The organism is Pseudomonas sp. NPDC007930, from assembly GCF_042958985.1.
In the GTDB taxonomy this organism is placed as follows: Bacteria; Pseudomonadota; Gammaproteobacteria; order Pseudomonadales; family Pseudomonadaceae; genus Aquipseudomonas.
Genome location: NZ_JBIBKC010000003.1, coordinates 406,691 through 422,265, shown reverse-complemented (window position 1 = coordinate 422,265; position 15,575 = coordinate 406,691). Strand labels below are relative to the sequence as shown.

Genomic DNA, 15,575 nt, shown 5'->3' with positions numbered 1-15,575 from the left:
TGGCGTAGGGGCTGCCGGGGGCGCTGGTGTCGGTGCGGCATCGGCCAGCCGCGCGTAAGCGCCTACGTCCGAGGTGCGCTGAGTACGCAGTACGCGGGGGGGTCTGTGTCTGAGGTTTTAGGGCCTATCGCCCGGCACAGCCGGCCTCCCACGGGGTCTGTGTTGTCTAGTAAATCAAGTACTTACATAAATCTGGTGGGAGGCCGTGGTCCGGCACTCCGGCTGCGCCGGGCGAGGGGCCAATCAGGTGATGCGCTCGGTAAAACCACCTAAAAAAATCCATGGCTTCTAAGCCTCGATTTAGCGCTCTGATTGCTTTAGTGAATAGCATTACGGCACAGCCTGCCCACGACGGTGAATTGAAATCACAGGAAGGGCTTGGGGAATGCTCTTGCTCTTGCTTTTGCTTTTGCTTTTGGTGCGCGATCGCCCAGGCGCCGCCGAACGCGCGATTCGGGAGGCCGAGTGGAGGTGTCGCGGAAGGGGTCGAGGCGCAGGGATGCGCCGAGAGCGGCGATTGGCCAGGGATGGCCCTTCGCCGCGGGCCCCTGGAGCGGCGCCGGAGCGAGGGAACCCCCGCCGTAGGCGGGGGCCGGACGATTGAGCGCAATGCCTTTTGGTTACTTTTGGGCGAAACCAAAAGTAACCCGCCGTAAGGGCGGAAAGGTGAAGTGGTGTCTCCAGAAAAAACGGATCAGCTCACTGGCTCAAAACCATAGAATCTCCCACGGGCGGCGTATTTCCCTTTAAATCAAGGGTTTACACAAATCTGGTAGGAGGCCGTGGTCCGCTACTCCGGCTTTGCCGGGCAAGGGGTTTGAGGGCCCACGCCCCCATAAAAAAACCCAGCCGGTTCAGGGCTGGGTTTTCTGGGAAGGCACCAAACGCCAGAGGGCTTACACCCCGAGGTAGTCCAGAATCCCTTCCGCCGCGGTGCGGCCTTCGAAGATGGCAGTGACCACCAGGTCGGAGCCGCGCACCATGTCGCCGCCGGCGAACACTTTCGGGTTGCTGGTCTGGTGCTTGTACTGCGCCTGCGCTGGGGCGACCACGCGGCCCTGGCTGTCGACGCTGATGCTGTGCTGCTCGAACCAGCCGGCCGGGCTGGGGCGGAAGCCGAAGGCGATCACCACGGCGTCGGCCGGGAGGATTTCTTCGGAGCCCGGGATCGGCTCGGGGCTGCGGCGGCCGCGGGCGTCGGGCTCGCCCAGGCGGGTTTCGACCACTTTCACGCCTTCGACTTTGTCTTCACCCACGATCGCGATCGGCTGGCGGTTGTAGAGGAACTTCACGCCTTCTTCCTTGGCGTTTTTCACCTCTTTGCGCGAGCCAGGCATGTTCGCTTCGTCACGGCGGTAGGCGCAGGTCACGGTTTTCGCGCCCTGGCGGATCGACGTGCGGTTGCAGTCCATCGCGGTGTCGCCACCGCCCAGTACCACTACGCGCTTGCCCTTCATGTCGACGAAGTCTTCCGGGGCTTTTTCAAAGCCCAGGTTGCGGTTCACGTTGGCGATGAGGAAGTCGAGCGCGTCGTGCACGCCCGGCAGGTCTTCGCCGGGGAAGCCGCCCTTCATGTAGGTGTAGGTGCCCATGCCCATGAACACGGCGTCGTATTCGGCCAGCAGTTGCTCCATGGTCACGTCGGTGCCCACGTTGGTGTTCAGGCGGAACTCGATGCCCATGCCGGTGAACACTTCGCGGCGGTTGCTCAGCACGCTTTTCTCAAGCTTGAACTCGGGGATGCCGAAGGTCAGCAGGCCGCCGATTTCAGGGTTCTTGTCGAACACCACCGGGGTCACACCGGCGCGCACCAGCACGTCGGCGCAGCCCAGCCCGGCAGGGCCGGCGCCGATGATCGCGACGCGCTTGCCGGTGGGCACCACCCGCGACATGTCGGGGCGCCAGCCCATGGCGAAGGCGGTGTCGGTGATGTACTTCTCGACCGAACCGATGGTCACCGCGCCAAAGCCGTCGTTGAGGGTGCAGGCACCTTCGCAGAGGCGGTCTTGCGGGCACACGCGGCCGCACACTTCCGGCAGGGTGTTGGTCTGGTGCGAGAGTTCGGCGGCAGCGAGGATGTTGCCTTCGCTGACCAGCTTCAGCCAGTTGGGGATGAAGTTATGGACCGGGCACTTCCATTCGCAATACGGGTTGCCGCAACCCAGGCAGCGGTGCGCCTGGTCGGCCGATTGCTGCGGCTTGAAGGGTTCGTAGATTTCCACGAATTCCTTCTTGCGCTGGCGCAGCAGTTTTTTCTTCGGGTCTTTGCGCCCTACTTCGATGAACTGAAAGTCGTTACTCAAGCGTTCGGACATGGTCGCCTCTCGGCGCAGCTATCAGCGTCAGGCTTCAAGCTGCAAGCATAAATTCGGTGTCGGGGGCAGCGTGCCCCAAGCGTGGCTTGGGGCTTGCGGCTTGCTTATTGCGGGTTGGCCCGCGTCGAAGACAACAGGTTCTTGAGGCTGGCGGCCTTCGGCTTCACCAGCCAGAAGCGGCGCAGGTAGTCGTCGAGGTTTTCCCAGACGTTACGGCCCCATTCACTGTCGGTCTCTTGCACGTATTCGGCCAACACGCTGTCCAGGTGGCTGCGGTAAGCCTCCATCGCCTCGCCGCTGATCCGCTGGATTTCCACCAGTTCGTGGTTCACGCGGTCCACGAAGGTGTTGTCCAGGTCCAGCACGTAGGCAAAGCCCCCGGTCATGCCCGAGCCAAAGTTGTAACCGGTTTTGCCCAGTACGCAGACGAAACCACCGGTCATGTACTCGCAGCAGTGGTCGCCAGTACCTTCGACCACGGTGTGCACACCCGAGTTACGCACGGCGAAACGCTCACCGGCGGTGCCGGCGGCGAACAGCTTGCCGCCGGTGGCGCCGTACAGGCAGGTGTTGCCGATGATGGCGCTGTCTTGGGTTTTGAACGGGCTGCCTTTGGGCGGCACGATCACCAGCTTGCCCGCCGCCATGCCCTTGCCCACGTAGTCGTTGGCGTCGCCTTCGAGGTACAGGTTCAGGCCGCCGGCGTTCCACACGCCGAAGCTTTGCCCGGCGGTGCCCTTGAAGCGGAAGGTGATCGGCGCGCCGGCCATGCCCATGTTGCCGTAGCGCTTGGCGATCTCGCCCGACACCCGCGCGCCGATGGAACGGTCGCAGTTGCACAGGTCGATCTCGAACTCGCCGCCGCTTTTACGCTCGATCGCGGCCAGGGCCATGTCGACCATCTTCTCGGCGGTTTCGCCCTTGTCGAACGGCGGGTTGCGGTCAACCTGGCAGAACTGCGGTTTTTCCACCGGGATCAGGTCGCTGCCCAGCAGCGGTGTGAGGTCCAGGTGTTGCTGCTTGGCGGTTTCACCCGGCAGCACGTCGAGCAGGTCGGTGCGGCCGATCAGCTCGCCGAGGCTGCGCACGCCCAGGCGCGCCAGCCACTCACGGGTTTCTTCGGCCACGTAGGTGAAGAAGTTGATCACCATGTCGACGGTGCCGATGTAGTGGTCTTTGCGCAGCTTGTCGTTCTGGGTGGCCACGCCGGTGGCGCAGTTGTTCAGGTGGCAAATGCGCAGGTATTTGCAGCCCAGGGCGATCATCGGCGCGGTGCCGAAGCCGAAGCTCTCGGCGCCGAGGATGGCCGCCTTGATCACGTCGAGGCCGGTTTTCAGGCCGCCGTCGGTCTGCACCCGCACCTTGCCGCGCAGGTCGTTGCCGCGCAGGGTCTGGTGGGTTTCAGCCAGGCCCAGTTCCCACGGCGAGCCGGCGTACTTGATCGAGGTCAGCGGCGAAGCGCCGGTGCCGCCGTCGTAGCCAGAGATGGTGATCAGGTCGGCATAGGCCTTGGCCACGCCGGCGGCGATGGTGCCCACGCCGGCCTCGGACACCAGCTTGACCGACACCAGCGCCGCCGGGTTGACCTGCTTGAGGTCGTAGATCAGCTGCGCGAGGTCTTCGATCGAGTAGATGTCGTGGTGCGGCGGTGGGGAAATCAGCGTAACGCCGGGCACCGCATAGCGCAGCTTGGCGATCAGGCCGTTGACCTTGCCGCCGGGCAGCTGGCCGCCCTCGCCAGGCTTGGCGCCCTGGGCCACTTTGATCTGCAGCACTTCGGCGTTGACCAGGTATTCCGGGGTCACGCCAAAGCGGCCGGTGGCCACCTGCTTGATCTTCGAGCTTTTGATGGTGCCGTAGCGGGCTGGGTCTTCGCCGCCCTCACCGGAGTTGGAGCGCGCGCCCAGGCGGTTCATCGCCTCGGCCAGGGCTTCGTGGGCCTCTGGCGACAACGCGCCGAGGGAAATCCCCGCCGAGTCGAAACGCTGCAGGATCGCTTCCAGTGGCTCGACGTTTTCGATCGCCAGCGGCTGCTCGGCTTCCTTGACCTTCAGCAGGTCGCGGATCATCGACACCGGGCGTTGGTCGACCAGCGCGGAGTATTCCTTGAATTTCTCGTAGCTGCCTTGCTGCACGGCGGCCTGCAGGGTGTTCACCACATCGGGGTTGTAGGCGTGGTATTCGCCACCGTGCACGAACTTCAGCAGGCCACCTTGCTGGATCGGCTTGCGCGCGCTCCAGGCTTCGGCGGCCAGGGCTTTCTGCTCGGCTTCGAGGTCGACGAAACGCGCGCCCTTGATGCGGCTGGCCACGCCCCGGAAGCACAGCTCGGTGACGTCATCGGCCAGGCCGATGGCTTCGAACAGCTGCGCGCCACGGTACGAGGCGATGGTCGAGATGCCCATCTTCGAGAGGATTTTCAGCAGGCCCTTGGTGATGCCCTTGCGGTAGTTCTTGAACACCTCGTAGAGGTCGCCCAATACCTCGCCGGTACGGATCAGGTCGCCCAGCACTTCATAGGCCAGGAACGGGTACACCGCCGAGGCGCCGAAGCCCAGCAGCACGGCGAAGTGGTGCGGGTCACGGGCGGTCGCGGTTTCGACCAGGATGTTGCTGTCGCAACGCAGGCCTTTTTCGACCAGGCGGTGGTGCACCGCGCCGGTGGCCAGCGCGGCGTGCACCGGCAGCTTGCCCTGGGCGATGTGGCGGTCGCTCAGCACCAGTTGGCTGTGGCCGGCGCGCACGGCTTCCTCGGCCTGGTCGGCGATGTTGCGCACCGCTGCTTCCAGGCCCAGGGCCTGGTCGTAGTTGAGGTCGATCACGTAACGCTGGAAGCCTTCGCGTTCCATCGTCATCAGCGTGCGCCACTTGGCCGGGGAGATCACCGGCGAGCTGAGGATCACCCGCGAGGCGTGATCGGCGGACTCTTCGAAGATGTTGCGTTCGGCGCCCAGGCAGATTTCCAGCGACATCACGATCGCTTCGCGCAGCGGGTCGATCGGCGGGTTGGTGACCTGCGCGAACTGCTGGCGGAAGTAGTCGTACGGGGTGCGCACACGCTGCGACAGCACCGCCATCGGCGTGTCGTCGCCCATCGAGCCGACCGCTTCGTAGCCTTGCTCACCCAGCGGGCGCAGCACCTGGTCGCGCTCTTCGAAGGTGACCTGGTACATCTTCATGTACTGCTTGAGCTGCTCGGGCGAATAGAAAGCCGAGCCGTGGTCGCTGTCTTCGAGGGTGGCCTGGATGCGCGTGGCGTGCTTGCGCAGCCACTGCTTGTAGGGGTGGCGAGACTTCAGGCGGTTGTCGATGTCGTCGGTTTCGAGGATCTGCCCGGTTTCGGTATCGACCGCGAGGATCTGCCCCGGGCCTACACGGCCCTTGGCGATCACGTCTTCGGGCTTGTAGTCCCACACGCCGATTTCCGAGGCGAGGGTGATGTAGCCGTTCTTGGTGGTGACCCAGCGCGCCGGGCGCAGGCCGTTGCGGTCGAGTAGGCACACCGCGTGGCGGCCTTCGGTCATCACCACGCCGGCGGGGCCGTCCCACGGCTCCATGTGCATGGAGTTGAATTCGTAGAAAGCGCGCAGGTCGGAGTCCATCGTTTCGACGTTCTGCCAGGCCGGCGGAATGATCATCCGCACGGCGCGGAACAGGTCGATGCCGCCGGTGACCATCAGCTCGAGCATGTTGTCCATGCTCGAAGAGTCGGAGCCCACGCGGTTGACCAGCGGGCCGAGCTCTTCGAGGTCGGGGATCACGTCGTTGAGGAACTTGGTGCGCCGCGCCAGTGCCCAGTTACGGTTACCGGTGATGGTGTTGATCTCGCCGTTGTGGGCGAGGAAGCGGAACGGCTGCGCCAGCGGCCATTTCGGCATGGTGTTGGTCGAGAAGCGCTGGTGGAACACGCAGATCGCGGTTTGCAGGCGCTCGTCACCCAGGTCAGGGAAGAAGGCGGCGAGGTCCGCCGGCATCATCAGCCCTTTGTAGATGATGGTCTTGTGCGAGAACGAGCAGATGTAGTGGTCGGTGTCTTCGGCGTTGGCCACCGACGAACGGCGGCGCGCGCTGAACAGCTTGATGGCGAACTGCTGGTCGGTCAGGCCTTCACCGCCGATGAACACCTGCTCGATCTTCGGCAGGCGCTCCAGGGCCAGCTGGCCGAGCACGCGGGTGTCGATCGGCACTTCGCGCCAGCCGATCAGCTCGAGGCCAGCGGCGAGGATTTCGCGGTTCATGTTCTCGCGGGCGGCGGCGGCCTTGGCGTCGTCGCGGTTGAGGAACACCATGCCCACCGCGTACTGGCGCGGCAGCTCACGGGCGAACTGCTGCTGGGCCACGGCCCGCAGGAACTGATCCGGCTTTTGAATGAGCAAGCCACAACCGTCGCCGGTCTTGCCGTCGGCGTTGATCCCACCGCGGTGGGTCATGCAGGTCAAGGCTTCAATGGCCGTGTTCAGCAGATCATGGCTGGGAACGCCCTGCATATGGGCGATCAGGCCAAAGCCGCAGTTATCCTTGAACTCGTCGGGACGGTACAGACCTGTTTTCATAGACACTTTCTCACCAGGCTGCCTGTTTTTCAGGCAAATTCTTTACTTTTCAAGCAGTTACGCCCGCACTGAACGTACGCCAGCTTTAGCGGGGCAAATGGGCGGTCATTGTACACAGCGCAGGGTAGCCTCACAAATTTTACGACGAATTGTCATAAAATCGTGTCGCCAAATTGAATGTTATTGGCGCGGCATCGTGTTAGCTATACGGCAGAGCCTACGGTGATATCGGCTTGTGGCGCAATGCCTGTAGGCGGCCACGGCTCGTTATCAGGGCAGAAAAGCCCGCCGCGCGGGGCGCGGCGGGCTTTTCAGGTGTTGCGAGGAACGCCGGTGGCCAGGGTAAGGCCACCGCGCCTTAATGGGCCGAGGCGAGCTCTTGTTGAACGCTGGCGACGGTTCTAGGCCAAGGTTTACCAGCCTGGACCTTCGCTGGCAAGTTCTTGATCGCTGCCACGGCGGCATCCCGGCTTGGGAAGTTGCCATAGGTGATCACGTACAGCGGCTTGCCCTGCAGGGTTTTCTTGAAGTAGCGGTACTGGCTGCCCTGCTCGCGCACATAGGCCTGGGCGGTGGTTTCGTTGCTGGTGCCGAGGATCTGCACCACGTACGAACCCGGCGCCTGGCCGCTGTACCAGCTGCCCCCGGCGGCTGGCTTGGCAGCGGCGGCGGTTTTCTCGGCGGGTTTTTCAACCGGTTTTTCGATCACCTTGGGCGCCGGCTTGGCGGTGGCCAGCTGGCTGGCGGGCTTGGCCGGCTTGTTGGCGGCGGGCTCACCCATCGGCTGGGTAGCCGGGGCGGCGGGCGGCAGGCTGTTGGGCGCCGAAGCCACGCTGCCGGCGGGCGGCGCGCTGGTGGTCACGGTGGGCGGTGCGACCGAGCCATTGGGCATCGGCGTGCCTTCGTCGGTGTCGCCACCGGCGGCGGAGGCCAGCGGCTCGCGCACCACCGGCTGCTGGCCGTTCATGGGCAGCGGCTTGCTGTTACCGGCAAATTCGATCGACGGGTTGCCGTCCTGGTTGGGCTGGGCACTGCCCGGCTGGCCCTGGCCCAGTGGCAATTGGGCCTGTACCGGCGCATTGCTTGGCGCCTTGCTGCGGCCAGACATCACCCCGGCGGCGGCGACAACCACCACCACGACGGCGGCGGCGCCCATTACTAGCTTCTTCGGCATCTTGAACCCCATGGTTGGACGCTTCACCGCAGAGCGGCTGGCGATCATCGCCTCGATCATCGAATCCCGGGCCGCCTGGTTGATAGGGCCAGGCCAGCCACCGGAGGTTTCGTGAATGTCGGCAATCTGGTCGTTGGTCAACAGCTGAACGCCCTGCCCCGCGCCTTCCAGGCGCATGGCCAGGTATTCACGTGTTTCTTCTACGGTGTACGGCAGCAGCTCGATGACGTGGTACAGCTCACCGGCGATGCTGCCCTGCTCCAGTTGGTCGAGCAACGCGGGCTCGCCGAACAGGAACACATGGGCGCGGCCTTCGGGGTTGCCCTGGGCCAGCGCCAGCAGCGCTTCGAGTGCCGAATCGTCGAGTTGTTCCGCGTCGTCGACGAGCAGGTACACCTCTTGGCCGGTCAGGCCCAGTTGCACCACCTGGGAAATGATCGAGCCCACCTCGGCCTGCGCCGCGCCCAGGGCCTGGGAAGCTTGCGCGAGCACGCTGGCGGCATCGCCGGCGCCGCGGGCGGGGATCACCACGCTCTGCACCGACTGCTTGTTGGTGCTGGCCACCAGCGCCTGGCGCAGCAGCGTTTTACCGCTGCCCTGGGGGCCGCTGACCACCAGCATCATCTGGCTGTAGCGCGCCAGGTGGTGCAACTGCCCCAGCACCGGCTTGCGCTGGGCGGGGAAGAACTTGAAGCCAGGCACCCGCGCCGCGAACGGGTCATGGTCGAGCTGGTAATGACCTAAAAAAGCCTCGTCGGCATGCAGACTGGACATGGAACCCTCATTCACCTTGCAACTGGGCAACGATGCCCGCGTAATCCGCGGCCAGCGTAGCCTTGAGTATTTCGTGTGGATAGTCGTCGGTCACCACGGCCTCGCCGAGGCGGCGCAGCAGCACCAGGCGCATGCGCCCATCGAGGACTTTTTTATCCACGGCCATGTGCCGCAGGAAGTCTTCCGGGGCCATTTGCGCTGGCGGCACCACCGGCAAACCGGCGCGCAGCAGCAGGCGCAGGCTGCGGTCGCGCTCGGCCTGGGTGATCCAGCCCAAGCGCATGGACATTTCCAGCGCCATCGCGGTGCCAGCGCCCACGGCCTCACCGTGCAGCCACACGCCGTAGCCCATGTGGGTTTCGATGGCGTGGCCGAAGGTGTGGCCAAGGTTGAGCGTGGCGCGCACGCCGTTCTCGCGCTCGTCGGCATTGACCACATCAGCCTTGGCCTGGCACGAGCGGCGGATCGCTTCGGTCAACGCGCGCGCATCCAGCGCCATCAGCGCGGCGGTGTTTTCTTCCAACCAGGTAAGGAACGGCTCGTCGCAGATCAACCCGTACTTGATCACCTCGGCCATGCCCGCCGACAGCTCGCGGGTAGGCAGCGTGCGCAGCGAGGCGGTGTCGATCACCACGGCCTTGGGCTGGTAGAACGCGCCGATCATGTTCTTGCCCAGCGGGTGGTTGATGCCGGTTTTGCCACCCACGGAAGAGTCGACCTGGGACAGCAGCGTGGTCGGCACCTGAATGAAGTCCACCCCGCGCTGGTAGCAGGCGGCGGCGAAGCCGGCCATGTCGCCGACCACCCCGCCGCCGAGGGCGATCACGGTGGTGCGGCGGTCATGGCGGGCGCTGAGCAGGCCGTCGAAGATGGTTTGCAGGGTTTCCCAGTGCTTGTGCGCTTCGCCGTCGGGCAGCACCACGCTGATCACCGAGCGCCCGGCCAGGGCCTGTTCGAGCTGCGCCAGGTACAGCGGGGCGACGGTTTCGTTGGTGACGATCGCGACCTGCTTGCCGGCCAGGTAGGGCAGGAAGCATTCGGGGTTGGCCAGCAGGCCCTCGCCGATGTGGATCGGGTAGCTACGCTCGGCCAGTTCAACCTTCAGTGTTTGCATGTTTTCCGCCAATCGTGGGCTTCGCTGCCCCTTGCTTGTTGTAATGCCTGCGCGGGCTCAACGGGGTGGCAGTTCCCGCAGCCGTTCGAGGATATCGAGCACGACCATGCGTGGCGGCCGCTCGTCGGTTTCTACCACGATGTCGGCGATTTCCCGGTACAGCGGGTCACGCAGCGTGAGCAGCGCCCGTAGGGTACCTGCTGGATCGGCGGTGCGCAGTAGTGGCCGGTTGCGATCACGGGCGGTGCGCCCGACCTGCTGCTCCACCGAGGCGTGGAGATAGACCACTCGCCCACCGGCGTGCAGGGCCTTGCGGTTTTCGTCGCGCATCACCGCGCCACCGCCCGTGGCCAATACCAGCCCATCATACGCGCAAAGCTCGGCGAGCATCGCGGCTTCGCGCTCGCGAAAGCCGGCCTCTCCTTCCTTGTCGAAGATCCAGGGGATATTGGCGCCGGTACGTGTTTCGATTTCCTTGTCGGAATCCTTGAACGGCAAGCGCAGCTCTTTGGCAAGCAAACGGCCGATGGTGCTTTTCCCAGCCCCCATCGGCCCAACGAGTATCAGGTTTCGCACAGCATCAACGGCCCACGGCAATCGCCTGGTTATTCATGATACGGGGGGTCAGGAACACCAGCAGCTCAGTTTTGTCGTCGGAGACGGTATCCCGACGGAAAAGGCGACCAATGTACGGTACGTCGCCCAGAAATGGCACTTTTTCAGTCGTCTTGCTCTGAGAGTTGATGAATACCCCACCGATCACGATGGTTTCGCCGTCGTTGATCAGCACCTTGGAGTTGATCTCGTTCTTGGTGATCGGCGGCACGCCCAGTACCTCGTTGAGGTAGTCGGGTTCGTCCTTGGTCACCTTCACTTCCATGATGATGCGGTTATCTGGCGTGATCTGCGGGGTCACCTCCAGCGACAACGCCGCCTCCTTGAAGGATACGGTGGTCGCGCCGCTGGAGCTCGCTTCCTGGTAGGGGATCTCAGTACCGCGCAGGATCTTAGCGGTTTCCTTGTCGCTGGTCACGACCTTGGGCTGCGACACCACCTCGCCGTTGCCGGTGGCTTCCATGGCCGACAGTTCCAGGTCGATCAGCGTGTTGTTGGTCACGAAACCGATGCCGATACCGCTGGTGGCATTGGCCGCGCCCAGGTCGACGAACGGCACGTTGGTGCCCACGCTGGTCCCGGTGTTGCCGGCTTCGTCGCCGTTGTCGTCGAGGCCGTAGATGGTGGTGTTGCCATGGCCGGTGGAGGTACCCCCCCAACGCACGCCAAGGGCCTTGTCGTAGTTGACGGTGGCTTCGACGATGCGCGCTTCGATCATCACCTGGCGGACCGGGATGTCGAGCTGGGCGACGATACGGCGCAGTTCGTCGAGGCTCTCTTGGGTCTGGTAGGCGATGATGCTGTTGGTGCGGTCATCGACGGTGATCGAGCCACGGGTTTCGCCGCCGCTGTCGGCGCCCGCGGCGCCCTTGCCGCCCGCGCCGGTCACCGACTGGAACAGCTTGGCGATGTCCGAGGCCTTGGCGTAGTTCACCTGGATCAGGTCGCGGCGCAGCGGCGCGAGGTCCTGGATCTGCTTCTGCGACTCCAGCTCCTGGCGCTCGCGGGCGGCGATCTCGTCGGCCGGGGCCACCAGCAGCACGTTGCCGACCTTGCGTTTGTCCAACCCCTTGGTTTTCAGCACCAGGTCCAGGGCTTGGTCCCACGGCACGTTCTGCAGGCGCAGGGTGATGTTGCCCTGCACGGTGTCGCTGGCCACCAGGTTGAGGTTGGTGAAGTCGGCGATCAGTTGCAGCACCGAGCGCACGTCGATGTCCTGGAAGTTCAGCGAGAGCTTGTCACCGGTGTAGATGTTCTTGTCGGCATTGCGCCGCGCCACGTCATCGGTGCTCAGGGGCCGCACGCTGATGGTCAGGCGGTTGTCGGTCTGGTAGGCCGAGTAATCGTAGGTGCCAGTGGGCTCGATGGTGATGGTGGAGGTGTCTCCGGCCATGGTCGAGCTGACGTACTGCACGGGCGTGGCGAAGTCTTTGACGTCCAGGCGCACCCGCAGTGGGTCGGGCAGTTGGGTCTTGGCGAAGGTGAGCACGATCTTGCCACCCTGCTCTTTGATGTCTGGGGCGATGCCGGCCTGGTTGAGGTCGACCACCACGTTGCCTTCGCCCAGCTCACCGCGGGTGAAGTCGACGTTGCTGATCGCCTTGCCGGCGATCGCCGGGCTGCGCGCCGGGGCGGCCGCAGCAGCGCCACGGGCAGTGGCCACCGGCGGCGGCACGGCGGCCTTGGCGGGCCCGCTGGCCTGCAGCGCGGCGGCGCCTTCGCCGATCAGCACGTACACGTTGTTGCCTTCGGCACGGGTGCTGTAGGGCGCCAGGGTGTTCATGTTGATGATCAACCGGGTGCGGTTCTGCGCCTCGACCACCACCAGGCTGCGGGCATTGCCCGAGCCCAGGTCGCGGCTGCTCGAGGCCAGGCGGTTGGTCACCCCGGGCAGGTCGAGGGCGATCCGCGCCGGCTGGTCGGTGGTATAGCCTCGCGGGGCCGGGACCGGGCTGTCGAAGGTGAGCTTGAGCTCCATACGGTTGCTCGGCAAGCTCGCCACGTCGATCGCCTTGAGGTTCGCGGCAAGCACCATTGGCGACAACAGCGCCATCCATAGCGAAATGCCAACGGCGGAGAGAAGCCTATTCATCATCGAATTCCACTATGCATGCTGACCACACCTTACGAATGCTCCTTGAGGGGGATGGTGCGCGGGCGCTCGATCCAGCCGCCCTCCCCATCTGGCACCAGTTCGACCACATCGACTTCGGCATCCGTGATAGCCACGATTTTGCCATCATTCTGCCCGAGATAATCGCCTACCTTCACCCGGTGTACGCCGCCGGCGCCCCTGACCAGCGCAAAGCGGCCGGCCGGGTTTGCCAGCGTACCCACCATCTCGAACTCTTCGATATTGAAGCCTTCGAGAAACTGCTTGACCCGGTTCGGGTCGGGCTTGATCAACCGCGAGCCTTTCGGCTTGGCCGCCAGATCGATACGGATCGGCGGTTGGAACGGGCTGCGCAGGTTCGAGGCCATGTAGGTGAACGGCTCGTAGGCCTGGAACCGCGGTATCGGTTCTATCTGGCCCTTGGGCTTGGCGTTCACCTCGGCCATGAACGCCTTGATGTCGCTGTAATCGTCGCCACCACAGCCGCTGAGCGCCATCGCCAGCACGGCCAGGCACAGGGGTTTGCTCCATGGCTTCATGGCTGGCCTCCCGGTGCGGCGGGCTTGGCGGGCGCGGCGCTGGCCGCGGCGTCGTTTTTCTCGTTGTAACGGTATGTTTTTGCCAGCACGCTCATGCGCAACTGGCTCGGTGAACCTTCACTGGCCGGCTTGATGTCGAAATCGTGCAGGGTAACGATACGCGGCAGGCTCGACACGCCACTGACGAACGTGGCCAGGTCATGGTAGCTGCCGGTGACGGTCATCTGTATCGGCAGCTCAACGTAGAACTGTTGGGTCACCTCCGGCAGCAGTTTGATTTCTTCGAACTGCAGGCCGGCGCCCAGGCCGGTACGGGTGATGTCTTCGAGCAGGCCCGGCACTTCGGTGTCGCTGGGCAACTGCCGCAGCATGGCGCCGAAGGTGGTTTCCATTTCCTGCATCTGGGCAGTGTAGGCCTCCAGGTTCGCGGCCTGGAACGCTTTGCTCTGATATTGCTGCTTGAGCTGGTCTTCCTGGCCGATGCGGTTGTCGAGGTCGGCTTCGAGGTCCTGGATGTGCAGGTAATAACCCAGGCCCAGCAGGATCAGCATCAGCAGCACGGCGGCGATGCCCTTGATCGCATTGGGCCAGGAGCCAATGTTGTTGACGTCGAGCTCGCTCAGCTCGACCTGGCGCAGGCTCTCGATCCACCCCTTGAGGTCGATTTTCATTGGCCGTCAGCCTCCCCATCGCCTTGGGGCCGGGTTTGCCGCACGTTGAGCTGGAAGGCGTTGTTCTGCTCGCTCTCGCCGCTGCCGGCCTTCACCTCGCTGAGGCTCGGCGCGGTCAGCCACGGCGAACCCTCGAGGTTACGCATCAGCTCGGACACCCGGTTGTTGTTCTGTGCCGCGCCACTGATGGCGATGTTCTGCCCGACCATCTTCACCTCGGTGTAATACACGCCGTCGGGCAAGGTGCGCGCCATCTGGTCAAACACCCGGCCGATGATCGGCCGGTTGCCTTGCAGGTCCTGGATGATCTTCATCCGCGCGATCAGCTGCTTGCGCCGCGCCTTGAGGTCGCTGATGGCCTTGATGCGCACGTCGAGCTTGGCGTTTTCCTGGGCGATGAAGTTGTTGCGAGCGGTTTGGGTGGCGATTTCGGCGCTGATCACTTGGTCGGCGGCGAACACCACCAGCACGCAGAAGGCCGCCACGGCGCCCAGCAGCACGAAGAATTGCTTCTTTCGTTCTTCGCGGCGCTGTTCGCGCCACGGCAAGAGGTTAATGGTTGCCATCAGTCGAAGCTCCTCAGCGCCAACCCGCAGGCGATCATCAGCGCCGGTGCGTCGCTGGCCAGCGCACCGGCGTTGACCTTGCTGTTGAGGGCCATTTCGGCGAACGGGTTGGCCACCATGGTCGGCGTGCCGAGGCGTTGCTGCACCAGTTGGTCGAGCCCGGGGATCGACGAGGTACCGCCGGCGAGCATGATGTAGTCGACATCGTTGTACTGCCCGGCGGCGAAGAAAAACTGCAACGAACGCGAAACCTGTTGCACGACGGCATCCTTGAACGGTTGCAGCACCTCGGCCACGTAGTCGTCGGGCAGGCCACCCTGCTTCTTGGCAAGGCCGGCTTCCTCGACGCTCAGGCCGTAGCGGCGCTGGATTTCCTCGGTCAGCTGGCGGCCGCCGAACAGTTGCTCGCGGGTGTAGATGATGCGCCCGTCGTGCAGCACGCTGAGGGTGGTCATGGTGGCGCCGATGTCCATCACGGCGACGGTCAGCGGCCGGCCGGGCTCACCCAACTGGGTGGCGATCATGCCGTAGGCGCGCTCCAGCGCATAGGCCTCGACGTCAACCACCCGCGCGGTCAGCCCGGCCACAGCCAGGGCGGTCTCGCGCACCTCGACGTTTTCCTTGCGGCAGGCGGCCAGCAGCACCTCGACCCGCTCGGGGTTGCGCGCCGAATAGCCCTGCACCTCGAAGTCGATGGCTACCTCTTCGAGCGGGTAGGGGATGTACTGGTCGGCCTCGACCTTGAGCTGGTTTTCCATTTCGTCGTCAGACAGCCCGGCGTCCATCTCGATGGTCTTGGTGATCACCGCTGAGCCGGCCACGGCCACGGCCACCGCCTTGGTGGAGGTTTTCGCCTTGACCAGCACGCGCGCCAGCGCATTGCCGACCCCTTCGAGCTCGGCAATGTTTTTCTCGACCACGGCATTGGCGGGGAGCGGCTCCACGGCGTAAGACTCGACCTTGAAACGGCCGCCAGAGCGGCTCAATTCGAGGAGCTTGACCGAGGTTGAGCTGATATCGATCCCCAGAAGCGAATGCGCTTTTTTGCTGAAGAGTCCTAGCACTACCGATTCCCTAGCATTATCCGCGACTTACGGACCATTTATGTTACAAGGCATTTAATAGCAGTCTTGACAGAAGC

10 protein-coding genes are annotated in these 15,575 nt (G+C 64.2%); all 10 read right to left on the bottom strand.

Annotation, left to right across the window (positions count from 1 at the left end; translation table 11 throughout):
- Positions 1-896 precede the first annotated feature (896 nt).
- The 10 genes from ACFZCE_RS09430 to ACFZCE_RS09385 all read right to left on the bottom strand — a co-directional run bounded on the left by ACFZCE_RS09430 (position 897) and on the right by ACFZCE_RS09385 (position 15,498).
- A complete protein-coding gene (locus ACFZCE_RS09430; RefSeq protein ID WP_390938274.1) occupies positions 897-2,315 on the bottom strand; it encodes an FAD-dependent oxidoreductase in 1,419 nt (472 codons plus the stop codon).
- A gap of 104 nt (positions 2,316-2,419) precedes the next feature.
- Complete coding sequence (gene gltB, locus ACFZCE_RS09425; protein WP_390938272.1) at positions 2,420-6,868, bottom strand: glutamate synthase large subunit; 4,449 nt, start codon at positions 6,866-6,868, stop codon at positions 2,420-2,422.
- Positions 6,869-7,226: 358 nt separating this feature from the next.
- Entirely contained in the window at positions 7,227-8,816 is a 1,590-nt protein-coding gene (locus ACFZCE_RS09420) for an AAA family ATPase (protein ID WP_390938270.1), read from the bottom strand.
- Positions 8,817-8,823: 7 nt separating this feature from the next.
- Complete coding sequence (gene aroB, locus ACFZCE_RS09415; protein ID WP_390938268.1) at positions 8,824-9,930, bottom strand: 3-dehydroquinate synthase; 1,107 nt, start codon at positions 9,928-9,930, stop codon at positions 8,824-8,826.
- 57 nt (positions 9,931-9,987) lie between these two features.
- Entirely contained in the window at positions 9,988-10,506 is a 519-nt protein-coding gene (aroK, locus tag ACFZCE_RS09410) for a shikimate kinase AroK (protein ID WP_390938265.1), read from the bottom strand.
- 4 nt (positions 10,507-10,510) lie between these two features.
- Positions 10,511-12,637: a type IV pilus secretin PilQ gene (pilQ, locus tag ACFZCE_RS09405; RefSeq protein WP_390938263.1), complete on the bottom strand. Its 2,127-nt coding sequence runs from the start codon at positions 12,635-12,637 to the stop codon at positions 10,511-10,513.
- 32 nt (positions 12,638-12,669) lie between these two features.
- A complete protein-coding gene (locus ACFZCE_RS09400; protein WP_390938261.1) occupies positions 12,670-13,197 on the bottom strand; it encodes a pilus assembly protein PilP in 528 nt (175 codons plus the stop codon).
- The gene (locus ACFZCE_RS09395) at positions 13,194-13,862 is read right to left on the bottom strand and encodes a type 4a pilus biogenesis protein PilO (RefSeq protein ID WP_390938640.1); all 669 of its coding nucleotides are present in this window, start codon (positions 13,860-13,862) and stop codon (positions 13,194-13,196) included. The genes ACFZCE_RS09400 and ACFZCE_RS09395 overlap by 4 nt, the downstream gene beginning before the upstream one ends.
- Positions 13,863-13,864: 2 nt before the next feature.
- Positions 13,865-14,434 (bottom strand): PilN domain-containing protein, encoded by a 570-nt coding sequence (locus tag ACFZCE_RS09390; protein ID WP_390938258.1) that lies wholly within the window; start codon positions 14,432-14,434, stop codon positions 13,865-13,867.
- Entirely contained in the window at positions 14,434-15,498 is a 1,065-nt protein-coding gene (locus ACFZCE_RS09385; protein ID WP_390938256.1) for a type IV pilus assembly protein PilM, read from the bottom strand. The genes ACFZCE_RS09390 and ACFZCE_RS09385 overlap by 1 nt, the downstream gene beginning before the upstream one ends.
- Positions 15,499-15,575 lie beyond the last annotated feature (77 nt).